We start from the raw sequence: 18750 nt of genomic DNA on the forward strand, positions 1-18750 counted from the left end.
CGCGTCTGGCCTGTGCCCTGCGTCCGGCCTGTGCTCCGGGTCTGGTGCTCCGCGTCCGGCCCGTGCCCCGTGTCCCGCCTCCGCCCCGTGTCCCGCCCGTGCCCCGCGTCCGCCCCGCCCGTCGCCCGTGCCCCTGCCCGTCGCCGAGGGCACGCCCGTCGCCCGGGCACGCCCTCGCGGGGCGATCTTGGACTTTCTGGTTGGTCATAACGGTCCATAAGACCGTGTTTCCGGCACGCAAAGTCCAAGATCGACGCGCCGGGCCGACGATGCGCCGTCGATCTTGGACTTTGTGGGCCGGACTAAACATGACATATGGGGTTACTCCCGACCGGAAAGTCCAAGATCGACCGGTGCGGTGCGGTGCGGTGCGGTGCGGTGCGGTGCGGTGCGGTGCGGTGCGGCGCGGTGCGGCGCGGTGCGGTGCGTGGCGGCGCGGCGCATGGCGGTGCGTGGCGGTGCGTGGCGGTGCGGTGCGTGGCGTGGCGGTGTGGGGCGTGGCGGTGTGGGGCGTGCGCGGCCGGGGGCGTGTGTGGGGCGGGCGGCGGGGTGGGACGGCGGGAGGGGGGTGGGTGGCTGTGGGGAGGGATGGGTGGGTGGGTGCTTTCCATTACCGGCCTGTGAACGTACGGTTATCTATATGTGGGAGCGCTCCCAAGCTTCGTCCCCTCCTCCCACGACCCCGTCCCGAGGAGTTCGCATGCGCCTGAGACCCCTTGTCGGCAGCGCCGTCGCCGCCGCAGCCGTGGCGACCGCCGCCGTCTGCCTGCCCACCGTTGCCGACGCCGCCGAGTCGTCGTTCTACGTCGATCCGGACACCAGCGCCGCGCGCTGGGTGGCGGCCAACCCCGGCGATCCCCGCGCCGCGGTCATCCGTGACCGGATCGCCGCGGTGCCGCAGGGCCGATGGTTCACCCAGAACAACACCGCCACCGTGGCGGCGGAGGTGGACGCGTTCGTCGGCGCCGCCGCGTCCGCCGGGAAGACCCCGATCATGGTGGTCTACAACATTCCCAACCGCGACTGCAGCGGGGCCAGTTCCGGCGGCATGCCCAGCCACGCGGCGTACCGGCAATGGATCGACCAGGTGGCGGCGGGCCTGCGGGACCGGCCCGCCGCCATCATTCTGGAGCCGGACGTGCTGCCGCTGATGACCAACTGTCTCAGCGCATCGCAGCAGGCCGAGGTGTACGCCTCGATGGCGTACGCGGGCAAGGCGCTCAAGGCCGGGTCCAGCCGGGCCAAGGTGTACTTCGACGCCGGGCACTCGGCGTGGCTGGCGCCCTCGGAGATGGCCGCGCGGCTGGTGCGCTCGGACATCGCGAACAGCGCCGACGGCATCTCGGTCAACGTCAGCAACTATCGCACCACGGCCGAGTCCATCCCGTACGTGCGCAGCGTCCTGCAAGCCGTCGGCGACTCCTCGCTGCGCGGCGTGATCGACACCAGCCGCAACGGCAACGGGCCGGCGGGCAGCGAATGGTGTGACCCGGAAGGCCGCGCGATCGGCACGCCGAGCACGACCGTGACGGCCGACCCGATCATCGACGCGTACCTGTGGATCAAGCTGCCGGGGGAGGCAGACGGGTGTATCGCGGGCGCCGGCCAGTTCGTCCCGCAGCGCGCGTACGACCTGGCGGTCGCCGCCGGCCCGGTGTCCCCGACCACGCCGTCCTCGCCCAGCCCGTCCTCGCCCAGCCCCAGCTCGCCCAGCCCGTCGCCGTCGTCGCCCAGCCCGTCGCCGTCCTCGCCGACGCCGCCCGGCCCGGGCGGCGGATGTGCGGTCGCCGCCACGGTGAACGCCTGGTCCACCGGATTCACCGCGGACCTGCGCATCACCAACCGCGGCCCGGCGATGACCTCGTGGACGCTGACCTTCACCGTCGGCGGCACGGTCCGGGTCGCCAGCGGATGGAACGGGACCTTCACGCAGTCCGGCACCACGGTCACGGTGAGCAACGCGTCCTGGAACGGCGCGCTGGCCACCGGCGGCACCGCCAGCATCGGGTTCCAGGCGTCCCACGACGGCGGCAACCCGGCACTGTCCGGCTTCGCGCTCAACGGCGCCGCCTGCACGGCCTGACGTCCGCGCGAAGGGTGCCGCACCTGCGGCGCCCTTCGCCCACGAAGGAGACAACCATGCGTTTTGCTCCCCTCGCGGTGGCCGGCGTCGCCCTGGTGGCGGCGGCCGGCTTCGCGGTCACCCCGGCGCAGGCGGCCACCGCGTGCGACGTCGCCTGGACGGCCAACCAGTGGAACGCCGGATTCACCGCCGACGTCCGCCTCACCAACAACGCCGCCCCGATCGCGTCGTGGACGCTGACCTGGACGTTCGGCGGCAGCCAGCAGATCACCTCGGCATGGAACGCCACCGTGTCCCAGTCCGGCCCGGCCGTCTCGGCGAGCAGCCTGGCCTGGAACGGCACGCTGGCCACCGGCGCCTCGGCCACGTTCGGCTTCCAGGCGACCGGAACCAACGCCACCCCGTCCGACTTCGCGGTCAACGGCGTGTCCTGTGCCGGCGACGGTGGGACCCCGCCGACCTCGCCCACCCCGACCTCGCCCACCCCGACCTCGCCCACCCCGTCTTCGCCCAGCCCGTCCCCGTCGCAGCCGCCGGGCTGCGGGTCCGGCGCGGCCTGCGACGGGTTCGAGACGCAGGCCGGCGGCACGCCCTCCGGCGACTGGTCGGTGACCTACCCGGACTGCCAGGGCACCGGGACCGCGGCCATCGACCGCACCACGGCCCACTCCGGCGCGGCCTCGCTGCGGGTGAACGGCGCCGCCGGCTACTGCAACCACGTGTTCGTGCGCAGCACCCGGATGCTGGCCACGACCACTGACACCTGGTATGTGCGCTACTGGGTGCGGCACACCACCGCGCTGCCGGCGGCGCACACCACCGCGGTGGCCCTGCGCGACGCCGCCGACGGCGACCGGGACCTGCGCTTCGGCGGCCAGAACGGCGCGCTGCAGTGGAACCGGGCCTCCGACGACGCCACGCTGCCGGAGCAGAGCCCGGCCGGGGTGGCGCAGTCCGCCCCGCTGCCGGTCGGCACGTGGAACTGCGTGGAGTTCAAAGTCGACGGCACGGACGGCACCATGCAGACATGGCTGAACGGCGAATCCGTACCGGGACTGCTGGAGGACGGGGTCCCCACGCACGACATCGACGGTCAGTGGCTGAACCGCACGTACCGGCCGCGGCTGACCGACCTGCGCCTGGGCTGGGAGAGCTACGGCGACGGCGCGGACACCCTCTGGTACGACGACGTGGTGGTCAGCGCGGCGCGCAACCACTGCTGACATCCCGGCCGCCGGACGTGCCGCCGGGCTGCGGTGGCGTGTCCGGCGGTCCGGCTCCCCGCGGTGTGACGGGCGTCACCCGGTGCCGCGAACCGGGGCCGGGCCCGGTGACGTCTTGCCGGGTGTGAGACCACGCTGGGACCACGACGACGACCTCGACGAGGGCGCGTTGCTGCGCCGGGTCGCCCGCGGCGACCGTCAGGCGTTCGACGCGCTGTACCGGCGCACCGCACCCTGGCTGACCGTGCGGCTGCGCCGCCGGTGCGCCGACGACGACATCGTCGCCGAAGTGCTCCAGGACACCTATCTCGCGGTGTGGCGCGCGGCGGGCAGCCAGGCGCATGGCCGGGCCGGCGGCAGCGCGGTGGGATGGCTGTGGACCATCGCCGCGCACCGCCTGGTCGACGCGTTCCGCCGCCGGGCACGCGCGCAGCGGCCGACGGTGCCGACGCTGGATTCGGTGGCGCCCGCCGCCGAGGACGTGGTGCTGGCCGGCGGGATCGACGCCGACTTGGAGCAGGCCCTGCTGGCCCTGCCGCCGGAACTGCGCCAGGTGCTGCGCGCGATGGTCCTCGACGGGCTGAGCGTGCGGGAGACCTCGGTGCTGCTCGGCATGCCGGAAGGAACCGTGAAGACCCGCGCGCGGCGGGCCCGGATCGCGTTGCGGGAGGCGCTGTCATGACCCCACATCCCACCGGCGCTCTGCTGTCCCGGTACGCCCGCGGCGCGGACGGCGTCGACGAGGCGACCGTCTGGGCTCTTGAGGCGCATCTGGAATGCTGCGCCGCCTGCCGGGCGGCGCTGGCCGGGGCGGTCGACCCGGCGACGGTGGCCCTGCTCGACGAGGTGGCCGTCCGGATCGGCGCCGGGGTGGCCGCCGGACCCGGGCCGGCGCGCCCACGCCGGCTGCGGCGCACCGGCGTCGCCGCGCGGACGGTGCGCTGGCTGGCCGCCGCGGCGGTGACCGTGCTGGCCGCGGTGGCCTGCGAGAAGAGCTTCGCCAGCATGCCCTCGCTGGTGCTGCTGGTGGCGCCGATGGCGCCGCTGCTGCCGGTGGCCGCGGTGTGGAGCCGGCACACCGACCCGGCGTGGGAGCTGGTCGCCACCGGCGCCCGCGCGGGGCTGTGGCTGCTGCTGCGCCGCACCCTGGCGGTGCTGCTGGCGGTGACCCCGGTGCTGGCGGTGGCGGGCTGGCAGACCGGGCACGCCCCGGCCCGGTGGCTGCTGCCGTGCCTGGCGTTCACGGCCGGCAGCCTGGCGCTGGGCGCCGCGATCGGCGTGGACCGGGCGGCGGTCGCGCTGGCGCTGGGCTGGTCCGCGGCCGTGGTGCTGCCCAGCCTGGCCGGGCAACGGCTGCCCGGCGTGCTCGACAGCGCCGCGTGGCCACTGTGGACGGGCGTGCTGGCGGTGTGCGTGGCGGTGCTGCTGGCACGCGGCGCCGGGCGGCGGGCCGGCCCCGGCCGCCCGTGACCGCGCCGCCGGCCGGGAAACCCGAACGACGACAACGCGAGGGAGACATCATGATGCGCGCGGTGAGCGCGGCGGAGACCGCACCGCCGGTGTACGCCTGGGCGGTGCACGCCGAGGCGCTGGTGGCGCGGGCCGGCCGGCACGTCGCGGTGGACCGGCTGGACCTGGCGCTGGGCACCGGCGTGCACGGGCTGCTCGGGCCCAACGGCGCCGGCAAGACCACGCTGATGCGGACGCTGGCCACCGTGGTGCGGCCCTCCGGTGGCCGGCTCCACCTGCTCGGTGAGCCGGTCACCGGGCGCGCCGACCTGCGCCGGATCCGGCGCGGGCTGGGCTATCTGCCGCAGCATTTCGGTTTCTACCCGCGGTTCACGGTGCGCGAATTCGTGGAGTACATGGCCTGGCTCAAGGAGATGCCGAAGGGGGCCATCCCGGGTGCGGTGCAGCGGGCCATCGACCGGGTCGGCCTGGCCGGGCGTGCGGACCGGCGGATGAAGACGCTGTCCGGCGGCATGCTGCGCCGGGCGGGCATCGCCCAGGCGATCGTCAACGATCCGGACCTGCTGCTGCTGGACGAGCCCACCGTCGGGCTGGACCCGGAGCAGCGCGTCGGCTTCCGCGAGCTGCTGCGGGAGATCGGCACGGACTGCTGCGTGCTCACCTCCACCCACCTGGTCGAGGACGTCGCGGCGGCGTGCGCCGACGTGGTGCTGATCAGCGACGGGCGGCTGGTGTGGCAGGGTGACACGCAGCAACTGGCGGACCGGGGCGGCGCCGGCGACGCCGGGGACAGCGCCACCGAACGCGGCTACGCGGCCCTGCTGCGCGCCCACCGCGGCGGGACCGGCACCACGGCCCAGGCCCGCGACGGCCAGGCCCGCGGCGGCCAGGACCGCGGCGGCCGGGACCGCGACGGGAGCCCGGCGTGACCGCGCGTATCCTGCGCATCGAGCTGCGCCGGTCGGTGGCCGTGCCGGTCGCCCTGGTGCTCGCCGCGGTGGGCACGGCGCTGCTGCTGACCTTCACCGAGGGCTTCGCCGGCCGGTGGATGCAACTGGCGGTGGCCGGGCGGGTGCTGCTCGCCGCGCTCTGGCCGCTCACCCTGGCGGGCGGGGTCTGGATGGGCCGGCGCGACGCACGCAGCCGGGTGGGCGAACTGTTCGCGACCACCGCACGCCCCCGCAGGCAGCGGGTCCGGCCGGCCGCCGCGGCGCTCGCGCTGTGCGCGGTGGCCGGGTACGCGCTGCCGCTGCTGGCCGGCGCGGCCTGGGTGATCCCCACGTCGGGATATTTCCCGGCGGACGCCGTGACGGTCAGCGCGATCGGGGCGCTGTCCCTGGTCGCCGCGGGCTGGCTGGGCCTGGCCGCCGGGCGGGCCGCGCCCCGTCTGGTCACCGCGCCGCTGCTGGCCGTCGCCGCGTTCGCGGCAGGAACCCTGCTGCCGGACTGGCTGACCACCCGGGCCTCGGTGTCCGACGGCGGTCTCGACCAGGCGCCCTCCGCGCTGCTGCTGACCCCGGTCATGGTGAATCCTCCGGCGGACTTCCAGACCATCACCACCCGGGTCGACCTGGTGCAGGCGCTCTGGCTGGCGGCCGTGGCGGCCAGCGGCCTGCTGCTGTTCGGCGCCCGCCGCCGCGGACTGGCCCTGGCTGCGGCGCCCGCGGTGGTGGCCACCGCGGCGGCGCTGGTGCTGTTGCCCACCGGCGGCTACCGGGCGGCGGCCGCGGTCGACCCCGGCGCGGTGGCGCTGGTCTGCGATCGTGACGGACGGCCGGTCTGCGTGCGGCGGGCGCACGCCGGACTGCTGCCGGACGTGACCGCTCCGGCGCGCCGGGCGCTGACCCTGATGGCGGACCGGCTGCCCGGCTCGCCGGGCCGCGCGGTGGAAAGCCGCGCGCTGCCGTTCTGGGCCGACCGGGACGCCGCGCAGCGCGCCGGCGTCACCCCGGCCGGCACGCTGGTCTTCGACAGCCCGGACATCGGCCCGCGCGGCCACGCCGGCTTCGACCGCGACCCGGTGACGACGATGCTGGAGGCCGCCTTCCGCGGCGACTGCGGCGACGGCCCGGAGACGCCGGACGCGGTGCTGGCCCGTACGGTGGCCGCCGCCTGGCTGAGAGGCCGGCCGCCGGTGCCGCTGCTGTGGTCGGACGCTGCGACGGACCGGACAGCCGACCGGGCGTACCGGGAACTGACCCGGCTCTCCCCGGACGACCAGCGGCGCCTGGTGGCGCGGGCGCGCCTCGCCGCGCTGCGGTGCGACACCTCCCCGCTGGCCGCGCTCCTGCACCCCGGGTCCGCATGAGAGGGCTGAGGTTGCACCTGCGCGGCCGCCGGGTCCCGACGGCCGCGGCGGTCGCCGCCGGGACCGTCGCCGCGATGTGGTGCGGCTGGCGGGCCTGGCCGGGCACCCCGGCCGCGTGCGCGGAGGCGGTCAGCCTGACGGTGATGCTCGCCGTGGTCGCGTTCGGCCCGACGCTGGGCGGCGCGGACGAGAGCCTGGACCGGACCGCGGCGGTGCGCTGGCCGGCCGTCCGCGCCGGGCACCTGCTGCTGGCCGCCGCGGTGGTCGCCGGGCCGCTGCTGCTCACCGCCGGCACCGCGGCGCCGTTCGGGCCGCCCGCGCTGGCGCTGCGCGACACCGCGGGACTGCTCGGGCTGACCGCGCTGAGCGCCACCCTGGACGGCCCGGCCCGCGCCTGGATCGCGCCGCTGACCTGGACACTGATCGCGGTGATGCCGTTCACGGCGCCGGGCGACGGCCTGGCCGCTCAGGTCGTCACGTGGCCGGTGGCACCGGCCGGCGACACCACCGCCGCGGTGTGCGCGACGGTGCTGGCCGCCGTCGGGGCGGCCCGCTACGCGCGGCGCGGCTGTCCCCGCGTGGCAACCCCGGACGCGCCGGCCTGACCGCGCGGCCCGGCGGCGCCGTGCCGCGGCGGATCGCCGGCCGGGAACCGGCGCACACGCCTGGCGGTCAAGCGCGACGCGGCACAGGATGGAATGCGTGGCCTACCCCGATACGCACTCCGGCCGGACGGCACCCCTGCTGCGGCGCAGCCGTGACGACCGGCCGCCGGTGCGCGCGGTGCATCTGGGGCTGGGCAACTTCTTCCGCGCCCACCAGGCCTGCTACACCGCGCAGGCGGCGGACGCGGACCGGTGGGGGATCGCCGCGTTCACCGGCCGGTCCCGGGCGCTGGCCGACGATCTGACCGCGCAGGGCGGCCTCTACACGCTTGTCGTGCGCGGGCCGCACCACGACGAGTTCTCCGTGCCGGGCGCGGTCGCCCGGGCGCATCCGGGCACCGACCTGGACGCCTGGCGGGACGCGCTGGCGGACCCGCGGGTCGCGCTGCTCACCCTGACCGTCACCGAATCGGCCTACCTGCGCGGGCCCGGCGGTGGCCTGGACACGCAACGCGCGGACGTACGGGCCGACGTCACCGCGCTGCGCCGCGGTGAGGGACCGGTGACCACGGTGCCCGGGCGGCTGATCGCCGGGCTGGCCGCCCGCCGCGCCGCCCGCTGTGGACCGCTCGCCGTGGTGCCGTGCGACAACCTGCCGGGCAACGGAGCCCTCACCGCCCGCGTGGTGGCGGACATGGCCGGGCTGGCCGACCCGGCGCTGAGCACCTGGATTCGCGACTCGGTGTCGTTCGTGACCACCATGGTCGACCGGATCACCCCGCAGACCACCGACGACGACCGGCGCGTGGTGCGCGACGCCACCGGCCACGACGACGCGGCCCCGGTGGTCACCGAGCCGTACGCGGAATGGGTGCTCAGCGGCGACTTCCCGGCCGGGCGTCCGGACTGGGCCAGCGCGGGCGCCCGGTTCGTCGCCGACGTCACCCCGTACGAGCAGCGCAAACTGTTGCTGCTCAACGGGGCGCACTCGCTGCTGGCGTACGCCGCAAGCGCCCGCGGCCACGACACCGTCGCCGAGGCGGCGGCCGACCCGGCCTGTCGCACGTGGCTGGACCAGTGGTGGGACGAGGCGTCCCGGCATGTGCCGCTGCCCGGCGCGGAGCTCACCGCGTACCGGCGCAGCCTGCTGGACCGCTTCGGCAACCAGCGGATCCGGCACACGCTGGCGCAGGTCGCCGCGGACGGCTCGGAGAAGATCCCGATCCGGTTGCTGCCGGTGCTGCGCGCCGAACGGGCCGCGGGCCGCATGCCGCACGGCGCGGTGCGGTTGCTGGCCGCGTGGATCGCCCATCTGCGCGGCGCCGGCGCCCCGGTGGCCGACGCCGGCGCGGACCCGTACCGGTCGCGGGCCGGCTCGCCACGGGACCTGCTCGCCCTGCTGGCCCCGGACCTGGCCGCCGACGACGAACTGGTGGCGGCGACGGACGCGGCGCTGGCCGGCTGACGCGCTAGGTACGCGCTCTGGTACTCCTCGGTCCATGGCACCGGATCCAGCGCGTGCAGGCCGGGCAGGGTGTCCGCGCCGTACTCGGAGATCAGGATCGGTTTGCCGTCGGCGGCCCAGGCGCGCAGCTCCTCCTCCAGCGCCCGCTCCGCCGCGTCCAGCTCGCCGGTGTGCACGTACCAGCCGTAGTAGCGGTTGAGCATCAGCACGTCGGCGAACTGTGACACCCGGCAGGCGCCGTGCCGGGCCTCGCCGTAGCCGGCGAACGACACCGGCCGGCTCGGGTCGAGCTCGCGGGCCAGCGCGAACAGCGGCCGGAAATAATCCTCGGCGCCCTCGGCGTCGGACTCCGGCTCGTTGGCCACCGACCACATCACCACGCTGGGATGGTTGCGGTCCCGGGCGATCAGTTCCCGCAGGGCCTGCGCGTGCGTCTGCCGGGTGCGCTCGCCGACGGTGTCCGGCCCGAATGTGCGGTACGCCGCACGCGCGGCCGTGCCCTGCGCCAGCCTGGTGTTCAGCCCCACCGCCGCGGTCTCGTCGATGACCAGGATGCCGCGCCGGTCGGCCAGATCCAGCACCCGTTCGCTGTACGGGTAGTGCGACGTGCGGAAGGAGTTGGCGCCGATCCAGTCCAGCAACGCGAAATCGTGCACCAGATACGCGTCGTTGTGCCCCTTGCCGATGACCGGGATGTCCTCGTGTCTGCCGAAGCCGCGGAAATGAAACGGCTCGCCGTTGACCAGGAACCGGGTGCCGCGCACCTCGACCGAGCGGAAACCCACCGGGAGCCGGTACTCGTCGACCGTCTCGCCGTCGCGCAGCAGGTGCGCGCGCAGCTCGTACAGGTATCCGTCGCCGGGCTGCCAGCGGCGCACCCCGTCCACCCTGAGTGTGCCGGTCGCGCCGCGGCCGGTCGCCACCACCGCGCCGCTCGCGTCGTGCAGCACCACGCGGACGTCGTCGCCGGGGACCCGCCAGGTGAGGGTGCCGTCCGCGGCGGCGTCGACGTCCACCTCGGACAGTCCGCCGTGCGGCACCGCGCACAGCCACACGCTGCGGTGCAGGCCCGCGTAGTTGAAGAAGTCGTGCCAGTAGCGTTGCCGGCCGTCCTCGACCACGCCGGGCGGCACGGACGCGAAGGTGAGCGTGTTGTCGACCGCCACCGTGACGGTGAGTTCGCGCCCGGGCGTGGCGTGGTCGGTGACGTCGGCCTCGAACGGGGTGTATCCGCCCTCATGCGTGACGACCTCGGTGTCGCCGGCCCAGACCGTGGCGCGGTGGGTGGCCGACTCGAGGTGCAGCAGGATCCGTTGCCCGGCCCACCCGCGCGGCACCACGACGGTGCGCCGGTACCACGCCACCCCGACATGGTCACGGCCGCCGGGGAGGATGTCGTTGTACGACGCGGGAACGGCCATCACGTGGTCGAAGACCGGCCCGGTGCCGTGGCCGGGTTCGGGTTGTGCGCCGAGGGCGAACTCCCACAGCCCGTCGAGGGATTTGCGTTCCCGGTACGCGGAGTCCTGTGGTCGCAGCATGATCCCGACGGTATCCGCGGCACTGTCCGCCACGCACGCATGCCGGCGGCGGTCGTGGCGTGCGGGCGCCGTCCCGGCGGGTCGACCCCTCGTGTGAGGTGGTGCAGTCGGGAAAACGGCCGGCACGCGCGCTATCCGGATGGCAAAAAATGGACGAACGTGCATTTTGGACGGCGGAGGCCGGTTCGGGGCGTGGCGCCAATGCGCGTGCCGGAAAGGGGAGGGCGGCCGAAGGCGTCCGTGTTGTCCGTCCAAAACGGACCTCTCCGTTTCCGCCGTTCTGGTGCGCCGTCGTCCGGAAATCGCGGTGCCGGTTCGGGGATGGCGTACAGGGAAAAGTCCGCTTTCTTGAACTATGGAGACAGTCGCATTTCGGGGGTTGTTAGGGTGCATCCGCACGGGAAAGTGTCCCTCCGATTCGGACTTGTCGGATGGGGATGCGGAGGCGGTGCGGAAGCGCTACCAAGCGGGCACTCTCTGTGTAACTGTGGGAACTCGGCGTGATGACCGTCCCGCTGGTGGCGGCGTGGTGGGGCACGTGGAGATGGAGCGAAACGCAGGTGCGCGGTACGGCAGGACGCAATGGGGACATGCCGGCGTACGGGGGAGAGACGACCGCAGCGGAGGGGAGGCCGAGCGCAGGCCCGCACGAGGCGCGCCGGTTCGTCGGACGCGCGGCGCAGCTCGCCATGGTGACCGGCATGCTCGCGTCGGAGCGTCCACACGCGTCGTTCGCGGTGGTCGAGGGCGATCCGGGCATCGGCAAGAGCCGGTTGCTCGCGGAGCTGGCGGACTGGGCGTCCGGCCACGGCACCGCGGTGCTGACCGGCCGCACTGCGGAGCAGGGCGTCTCGCATCCGTTCGAACTACTGCTCGATGTCCTGGCCGGCGCCGAGGACGCGAGCTCGTCCGGCGCGGACGGCGGGGGACGGCCGGCGCCCGTCGGCCGGGCGTCCGGCGGCATGCTGCTGGAACGACTCGCCTCGGCCGAGCACGCCGCGCTCACCGGCGGGGTGCTCGGGGTCGAGCGGCACCGGCTGTACCGGGCCGTCCGCGACTCGCTCACCGCCGCCGCGGGGCGCCGCCGGCTGCTGGTGCTGCTCGACGACGTGCACGCGGCCGACGAGGCATCACTGGAACTGCTGGACTATCTGGTGCGGCACCCGCCCAAGGCGAACGTGGTGGTCGTGCTCGCGGCGCGCACCGGCCGCCTGCCCACCCGGCTGCGCGGAAGCCTGTCGCGGTTACGCGACGACGTTGCCCGGGTGATGCTCGCGCCGCTGTCCGCCGCCGAGGTGGACGAGCTGACCACCGCGGAGAGCCCGAACCGGCGCCGCTGGCTCTACGAGGCTAGCTGCGGCAACCCGCTGTATCTGGAGATCCTGTCGGCTGGCGAGTCCCGTCCGGTGTGGGAACTCGGCCGCTCACCGGCCATTGTGGACGACCGGGTTGCGGTGGCGATCGACGACATGATCCGCGCCGAGCTGCGGGCCCTGCCGTCGGACCAGCGCCTGGTGGCCGCGGCCGCCGCGGTGGCCGGGGACAACTTCGACCCGGCGTACGTGGCACACGTCGCCGACCTGCCGCCGGCGCGCACGGACGCGGCCACCGACGCGCTGGTGGCCCGGGACGTGCTGCGCAGCGCCGGCGCCCAACTGGTGTTCCGGCATCCGCTGGTACGCGCCGCCGCGTACGGGCTGGCGGGTCCCGCGTGGCGGCTGGCCGCGCACGGCCGGGCGGCGGCCTACCTGGCCGGGTTGGGTGAACCGCCGAGCCGTCAGGCGCCGCACCTGGAGCAGGCGTTCCGGCCCGGCGACGTGGCCGCCGCAAAGGTGCTGGCCGCCGCGGCGGAGCAGGTGCTGGACACCGCGCCCAGCGCGAGCACCCATTGGCTTTATGCGGCCTTGCGGGCGTTGCCGGACCGGCCGGACACGCTGGACCGCCGACACCAATTGTGGCTGCTGCTGGCCCGCGCGCTGACGGTGTGCGGCCGCCTCGCCGAGAGCAAGGAGATCCTGCACCGGCTGGTCGCCGTGGCGTCCCGGCACCGCTGCCCGGCGTTGGAGTTGCTGGCCGCCAACGAGCGGCTGCTCGGGCGGCTGCCGGAGGCCCGCGCCATCCTGCTGGGCGAGCTGGCGCGCGCCAACGGGGAGTCCGTGGGGCACGAGGACGCCGCCGGGCCGGGCGCGCAGGCCGGGCCGGACACGACCGCCGGCACCTGCGACGACGTGGCGGTCCGGCTGGAGCTGGCCGCCACCGAGATCCTCGACGGCGGTCTGGCCGACGCCGAGGTGCACGCCACCGCCGTGCTGGAACGCTGCGGCCGGGACCCGGCCCGCCGCGGCGCCGCCGCCGCGGCCAGCACGCTGCTGACCCTGGTGCGGGTGCAGGCCGGCCGGCACGCCGCGGCCGGCGCCCAGCTCGCGCACGCCCAGTGGGCGGTGGACGGCCTGGACGACGCGGAGCTGCGCGGCATGCTCGACCTGGTGTCGCCGCTGGCCTGGACCGAGCTGATGGCCGAACGCTACGACGACGCGATGCGCCACCTGGACCGCGGCGTGCGGGTGGCGCGCCGGTTCGGCCGCAACCACGTGGTGCCGGAGATGTACCTGGTCCGGTCGGTGGTGCACGGCCGGGTCGGCCGGGTCACCGAGGCGCTGCGCGACGCCGAGGACGCCGAGGAGATCGCCATGGCCGTCGGCGGCCGGGAGCTGCACCGGTTCGCCACCACCATGCGGCTGCGCCCGCTGCTGTGGCACAGCGGGCCGGCACGAGCCGCCGCCGTGCTGACCGGCATCCGCCGGGCGCCGTCGCTGCGCTCGTCGTGGTGGCGCGCCTCGGCGTCGGCCGCCATCGCCGAAGTCGCCCTGGACCTGGGCGACCTGCAGTTGTGCCGGTCGGTGCTGCCCGACGCGGGGAACGCGGAACTGCCCGCCTCGGTCGGCCCGGCAGCGGTCCGGCTGCGGGCCCGCGCCGAACTGATGAGCGGCAACCTGTCCGCCAGCCGGGACCTGGTGGACCGGGCCCGTGAGCTGGCCCACGCCGGCGGGCTGCACGGGGAGATGTCCGCGACCGCGCTGGTGGAGGCCGAGCTGCTGGCGGCCGGTGACCGGCTCGATGACGCGATCGGCGCCGGGGTGAGCGCGGTGTCCGGGGCGCAGACCGCCGGGCTGCCGGTGCGGGAGGGGCAGGCGCGGGTGCTGCTCGCCGAGCTGTACCACCGCGGGTCCGAACCGGCCGCCGGCCGCGAACACCTGGGCATCGCCAAGGCGCTGTTCCAGCGCAGCGGCGCCGACTGGCTGGCCGGGCAGGCGACGAACGCGCAGCGCCGGCTGGGCGCCGGGCAGCCGCGGCGGCGGGCCTGCGGTCCGGGCGTCGCGACGCTGTCCGGCCGGGAACGGGAGATCGCCCAGATGGTCGCCCAGGGACTGACCAACCAGGCCATCGCGGACCGGCTCTTCCTCAGCCGCCGCACGGTCGAGGCGCACATCGCGCGGATCTTCGCGAAGGTGGGCGTCTCCTCCCGCGTCGCCCTGGCCCGGTTGTACGGCACGCCCCCGTCCTGAGGGCCGACAGCGGCGCCGATTACGTATACGTGCGGATGCTGCGCCGCCCCCGCGCCGCGCACAGTGTGCGTGCCGGGTTTCGCACCGGCGCATCGCCCGTACGCGAGGTGCGGGCGCTCCGGCAGCAAGGCGGAACGCGTGTCCCAGGACCTACTGCGAGTCTTCGACGAGGCGGCGGAGAACCTGCCGTACGGACGTCAGGCGGTGATCGAAGTCGTCGGCGGCGCCGGTGCCGGGAAGACCACCCTGCTGGCCGCCGCGATGCGCCGGCTGACCGGGCGGGGCGTGCCGGTGCGGGCGGGCAGCGCCGCGCCCGGTGAGCGCGGCATCCCGTTCCAGGTGTTCCTGCACGCGTTCGGCCAGGCCGCCCCCGTCGACGCGGGCGGCGACGAACGGTTCTGGGACGCCGCCGCGGCCCGCGCCGGGCGTGACCCGGTGACCTTCGACCAGTTCCGGCTGTGCCGCGCCGGGCGGCGGCGGATCGCCGGCCGGGTCCGCGACGGCCTGGTGCTGATCCTGGACGACCTGCAGTGGGCCGACCCGCTGTCCGCCGACCTGATCGCCCACCTGCTGCGTTATCCGGTGCCCGCGCCGCTGGTGCTGGTGCTGGCGTACCGGCCGCAGGCCCGCGCGGGGTGGGACGGCGCCGCGCGGCGGGCCCGGCTGGGTGACCGGCCGACCCGGCTGGAGCTCGGCCCCGGCCCGGCGGGTGGCCCGGCGCCGGGCGCGCCCCCGGCGGCGCTGTCCGGGCTCACCGACCGGCAGCGGGAGATCGCGCGGCTGGCCGGCACCGGCGCCACCACCCGCGCCATCGCCCGGCAGTTGTCGGTCAGCCCGCGCACCGTGGACGCGCACCTGAGCCGGATCTACCGGACCTTGGACATCGGTTCCCGCGCCGGCCTGGCCGCGCTGGTGGCGCACGGATGACATCGATCGGTGTCATCCGTGCGAGGCGGACGGCGAGTAGCCGGGCGCCCGGCGGTCAGCCGTTGTCCACCAGCTCCGACTCGTCCATGGTGAAGCCGGCGTCCGCGCCGCCGGCCATCAGATCCGCCGCCGCGGTGCGCCCGTGGTTCTCCACCGACACCCGGAACGCCTCGGTCAGCATCCCCACCATGCTCTGCGTCAGCGCCAGCGTCTCCTGATCGACCTGCTCCCACGAGGTGGCCGCGGCGTCGCCGGTGCCACGGCGGGCGGACAGCAACCGGGCGCACGTCGAGCGCACCAGATCGTCGGTCAGGTGCCGCAGCGTGTCCAGCACCTCGGTGAGGATCTGCAGCGAGGGCACCGTCTGCACGCCGCTGCGCTGCAACTCCAGCGCGGACCGCAGGGCCCGCGGGCGCACCGTGCGCACCGTGCCGTCCTCGGTGCGGCCCACCACGCCGTGCCGGCTCAGCGCGCACACCAGAGCGGGATGGTCGGTGCCCAGGCGCTGCAGCATCGCGGCGAGCTTGTCGGAGTCCGCCTCGGCGCCCTGCGCGCCGAGGATGGCCTCGATGGCCACCAGGTTGAAACCCTGACGCTGCAACGCCTTGATCGCTTCCATGCGCCGCACGTGGCCCGCGTCGTAGTACGCGGTGCGACCGACCCGCACCGGCGGGGCCAGCAGTCGGCGGGCCTGATGTGCGCGGATGTTGCGCGGCGACATGCCGACCGTGCGGGCCAGCTCCTCGACGGTGTACCGCTCTGCGCCCGGACGCGATCCGGTTCGATCCGGCGTGGACATGGTGACCGTCATCGATCCTCCCGGGGTGTGGCTGAGATTCACGATACGGATCACGCGCGCCGCGTGGAATGCAGTGAAATTGCTGCTCGCGCGGACGCCGCCGACCGCCTACAATTCGCCGGCCCGATTGCCGTCCACCATTCCGGCGTGGGTTGCACGAATCGCGTCAACGACGGATTGCCAAACGTCGTGCATCGATGGTATCCGAGCGCGCGAACACCGCCGGAACGGCCGGTGCGCGCACCATGAGAACCGCGCACGGGCCTGCCGGCGCAATCGAGTCGAGGAGTGCACGATGTCTCCCGGAGAACGCGCGGCCTTCATCGCCGCCTACAGCAAGCTGGTCGCCGACGTGTGGGCCGACCCGGCCGCCGAGCAGGCGCTGGCCGACGACCCGCGCGCGCTGCTGGCCGAACACGGCCTGCGGCTGCCGATCGATGTGCCGGTCACCGTGGGGCGCGACGCCCAGGACGCGCAACCCGACCTGGACGCCCAGGCCACGGCCTGGACGCGAGCTGCGCCTGCTGCTGCCCGTGCTGCAGCACTGGCTGAACCATCCTGCCATCGATTCGTGGCGGCGAATCCCGTCGAACGTCATGAACGGTGTCAACCGGGTCCCGGGCCTTGTCCGCCGGAAAAGGACGGCCCTAACTTTCTCTGCAGCGGCGGAAAACCGCTCTCCATTCTTCGGAAGGAAAACCGATGAGCAGCCAAGGCCAGAACCCGGACGCGACCGAAGCCGAATTCCTCAACAAGTACACGTCAATGATGGTCTCGGTGTGGAAGGACGAGGACGAGGAGCGCAAACTGCTGGCGGATCCGCGCCAGTACGGCCGCATCGCCCCGCGCGCCGTCACCCGCCATCCGCCCGATCCGCCCTGGATGATCTGGAACGGTCACTGGTGCTGGCGGAGGACCCCGAGGTCCGGTTCAACCGGGCGACCTTGCTGGCCGCGGTGGGCCGGCACGCCGAGGCGGTGGCGGACTTCACCGCCTCGGGCGACGCCCCGGACAGCCGACGGGGGAGGGCGATGGCGCTGCGGGCGCTGGGCCGCGACGCGGAGGCGGACGGCGACCTGCGGGCGTGCGCGGCGGCGCAGGCTTAGCGCATCGGCTGGCGTCCTGGGGCGTGGTGGCGGCGTGGACGTGTCACTCTTGGTCCAGGGCACCGGTGCGACAATGCGGAGGTGGACGATGTCCGAGTCGGGATTCGGGGCGCGCCCGCGCAGCGAGACGTTCCAGTACGCCGGAGCCGACATCGACCTCGTGGACGCGACGACCATCCTCGCCGCCGCCCGCGTCAACCCGGTCGAACTGCTCAGCCGGGCCGCCTTCCCGGCGCCCGTCAAGCGCGTCGACGTGACCGTGACCAGCGCGGACACCCCGGACGGGCCGGTGCACGTGTTCACCGCCCGGATCAGCACCGCCGACGATCCGCTGTCCACCGAACGGATCCGCTCGCTGGTGCTCGGCAACGACCCGGTCGGGCTGCTGCTGACCCGCCGCATCCAGGCCGGTGACCCGGTCACCACCCGGATCGTGGACGGTGTCGGGGCCGCTGCCGCCGCGGCGTACCGGAAACTCGGCCTGGACCGCCCGGACCGCCCGGTGGCCGGCCGGGAACCCGGCACGCTCGCCGACGCGGCGGTCGGCCTGCAGGCCGACGTGACGTACGACGAGAGCGGCACCATGGTGCGCCTGCGCGCCGAGGTGCCCCGCGAACAGGTGCAGCCGGCCCACCTGAGGGCCTTCGTCGGGCTCACCCTGCAGGCCGTGTGCGAACTCGCCGGCGAGGAGTCGCTGCGCGGACGACGGTACGTGGTGAGCCGCGACAGCCTGCCCAAGGCGCCGCCGACCACCCAGACGGTCACCCTGGACCAGGTCGGCGGGCTGGCCGACGTGGTGGCGGAGTTGCGGCAGATCGCCGTCTCGTTCCGGCATCCGGAGGCGATGGCCCGCTGGGGTGCCCGCCGGCCGCAGGGCATCCTGATGTACGGGCCGCCGGGCACCGGCAAGACCATGCTGTCGCGTGCCCTGGCGAACGAGATCGGTGCCGACTTCCGGGAGATCCGCACCCCGGAGATCCTGGACAAGTGGCTGGGCGGCTCGGAACGCAACATCAAGCAGATCTTCCGCGACGCCCGCCGCTACCGGGTGCCGACGCTGATCCTGTTCGACGAGTTCGACTCGATCATCAGTTACGCGGGCGTCGGCGGGGACGCGGCGAGCCAGGCGATCAACGCCGTCGCGGGCATCTTCAAGCAGGAGATGAACGACCTGATCGAGGCGAACCCGAACGTGATCGTGGTGGCGACCACCAACTTCCCGCACCGGGTCGACGATTCACTGATCCGTTCCGGACGCTTCGACGTGAAACTGTCGGTGCCCAAACCCGACGAGGCGGGCCGCGCCGAGATCATTCGCAAGATGATCCGCGGTCTGATCGCGGCGCACGAACAGCCGGGCTTCCGGATGTTCGATGACGATCTGGACCTCGGTGAGCTGTCCCGGCTGAGCATCGGGATGACGGGAGCGGACATCAAGGAGGTCCTGCGCCGGGTGCAGTTGGCGAAGGCGATGCAGGACGCCCGTACGGGTGGCCGCGTGACGCCGATCAGCACGGCCGAGTTGCGGGCGAGCATCGCGGCGTTGCAGGGCCCAGGCTCAGCATAACCCGCACCGCACCACGTCACGTCTCACCGCGCCCCGCCGCGCCTGCCCCGTCGCGCCGCGCCCCGCCCCGCCCCGGACCCGCCCCGCCCC

The 18750-nt window shown here is 74.6% G+C and carries 14 protein-coding genes and 1 pseudogene; 13 read left to right on the top strand and 2 right to left on the bottom strand.

The window, feature by feature from the left end:
• The first annotated feature begins 700 nt into the window (after positions 1–700).
• The 8 genes from IEY73_RS21755 to IEY73_RS21790 all read left to right on the top strand — a co-directional run bounded on the left by IEY73_RS21755 (position 701) and on the right by IEY73_RS21790 (position 9154).
• Positions 701–2083 carry a glycoside hydrolase family 6 protein gene (locus IEY73_RS21755; protein ID WP_189081121.1) on the top strand — a complete coding sequence of 461 codons (1383 nt, stop codon included), beginning with the start codon at positions 701–703 and terminating at the stop codon, positions 2081–2083.
• A gap of 56 nt (positions 2084–2139) precedes the next feature.
• Positions 2140–3306, top strand: a complete 1167-nt coding sequence (locus tag IEY73_RS21760) for a cellulose-binding domain-containing protein (RefSeq protein WP_189081122.1) — start codon at positions 2140–2142, stop codon at positions 3304–3306.
• A 124-nt stretch (positions 3307–3430) separates the two neighbouring features.
• Entirely contained in the window at positions 3431–3988 is a 558-nt protein-coding gene (locus IEY73_RS21765; RefSeq protein WP_229716030.1) for an RNA polymerase sigma factor, read from the top strand.
• The gene (locus IEY73_RS21770; RefSeq protein WP_189081123.1) at positions 3985–4776 is read left to right on the top strand and encodes a zf-HC2 domain-containing protein; all 792 of its coding nucleotides are present in this window, start codon (positions 3985–3987) and stop codon (positions 4774–4776) included. Before IEY73_RS21765 ends, IEY73_RS21770 begins: the two co-directional genes overlap by 4 nt.
• Positions 4777–4826: 50 nt before the next feature.
• Entirely contained in the window at positions 4827–5705 is an 879-nt protein-coding gene (locus IEY73_RS21775; RefSeq protein ID WP_373292838.1) for an ABC transporter ATP-binding protein, read from the top strand.
• Positions 5702–7084, top strand: a complete 1383-nt coding sequence (locus IEY73_RS21780) for a hypothetical protein (protein ID WP_189081124.1) — start codon at positions 5702–5704, stop codon at positions 7082–7084. The genes IEY73_RS21775 and IEY73_RS21780 overlap by 4 nt, the downstream gene beginning before the upstream one ends.
• The gene (locus tag IEY73_RS21785; RefSeq protein WP_189081125.1) at positions 7081–7689 is read left to right on the top strand and encodes a hypothetical protein; all 609 of its coding nucleotides are present in this window, start codon (positions 7081–7083) and stop codon (positions 7687–7689) included. Before IEY73_RS21780 ends, IEY73_RS21785 begins: the two co-directional genes overlap by 4 nt.
• Before the next feature lie 88 nt (positions 7690–7777).
• Complete coding sequence (locus tag IEY73_RS21790) at positions 7778–9154, top strand: mannitol dehydrogenase family protein (RefSeq protein ID WP_189081146.1); 1377 nt, start codon at positions 7778–7780, stop codon at positions 9152–9154.
• A 14-nt stretch (positions 9155–9168) separates the two neighbouring features.
• Here IEY73_RS21790 and uidA read toward each other — a convergent pair.
• Positions 9169–10644: pseudogene (gene uidA, locus IEY73_RS21795) on the bottom strand (beta-glucuronidase); the annotation flags it as partial.
• Positions 10645–11255: 611 nt separating this feature from the next.
• Between uidA and IEY73_RS21800 the strand changes: the two are divergent.
• Entirely contained in the window at positions 11256–14261 is a 3006-nt protein-coding gene (locus IEY73_RS21800) for a helix-turn-helix transcriptional regulator (protein WP_229716031.1), read from the top strand.
• A gap of 138 nt (positions 14262–14399) precedes the next feature.
• On the top strand, positions 14400–15188 hold the full coding sequence (locus IEY73_RS21805) for a helix-turn-helix transcriptional regulator (RefSeq protein ID WP_189081127.1): 789 nt from the start codon (positions 14400–14402) through the stop codon (positions 15186–15188).
• 55 nt (positions 15189–15243) lie between these two features.
• Here the strand turns inward: IEY73_RS21805 and IEY73_RS21810 are convergent, their stop codons facing one another.
• Positions 15244–15999 carry a MerR family transcriptional regulator gene (locus tag IEY73_RS21810; protein ID WP_189081128.1) on the bottom strand — a complete coding sequence of 252 codons (756 nt, stop codon included), beginning with the start codon at positions 15997–15999 and terminating at the stop codon, positions 15244–15246.
• Here IEY73_RS21810 and IEY73_RS21815 point away from each other — a divergent pair.
• The 3 genes from IEY73_RS21815 (at position 15980) to IEY73_RS21825 (ending at position 18660) form a co-directional block, all read left to right on the top strand.
• Complete coding sequence (locus IEY73_RS21815; RefSeq protein WP_189081129.1) at positions 15980–16693, top strand: hypothetical protein; 714 nt, start codon at positions 15980–15982, stop codon at positions 16691–16693. The two genes, IEY73_RS21810 and IEY73_RS21815, sit on opposite strands and share 20 nt — an antisense overlap.
• 196 nt (positions 16694–16889) lie before the next feature.
• Positions 16890–17093, top strand: a complete 204-nt coding sequence (locus IEY73_RS21820) for a hypothetical protein (protein WP_189081130.1) — start codon at positions 16890–16892, stop codon at positions 17091–17093.
• 88 nt (positions 17094–17181) lie between these two features.
• Complete coding sequence (locus tag IEY73_RS21825; protein ID WP_189081131.1) at positions 17182–18660, top strand: ATP-binding protein; 1479 nt, start codon at positions 17182–17184, stop codon at positions 18658–18660.
• Positions 18661–18750: the final 90 nt, after the last annotated feature.

Source organism: Mangrovihabitans endophyticus, assembly GCF_014646155.1.
In the GTDB taxonomy this organism is placed as follows: Bacteria; Actinomycetota; Actinomycetes; order Mycobacteriales; family Micromonosporaceae; genus Actinoplanes; species Actinoplanes endophyticus.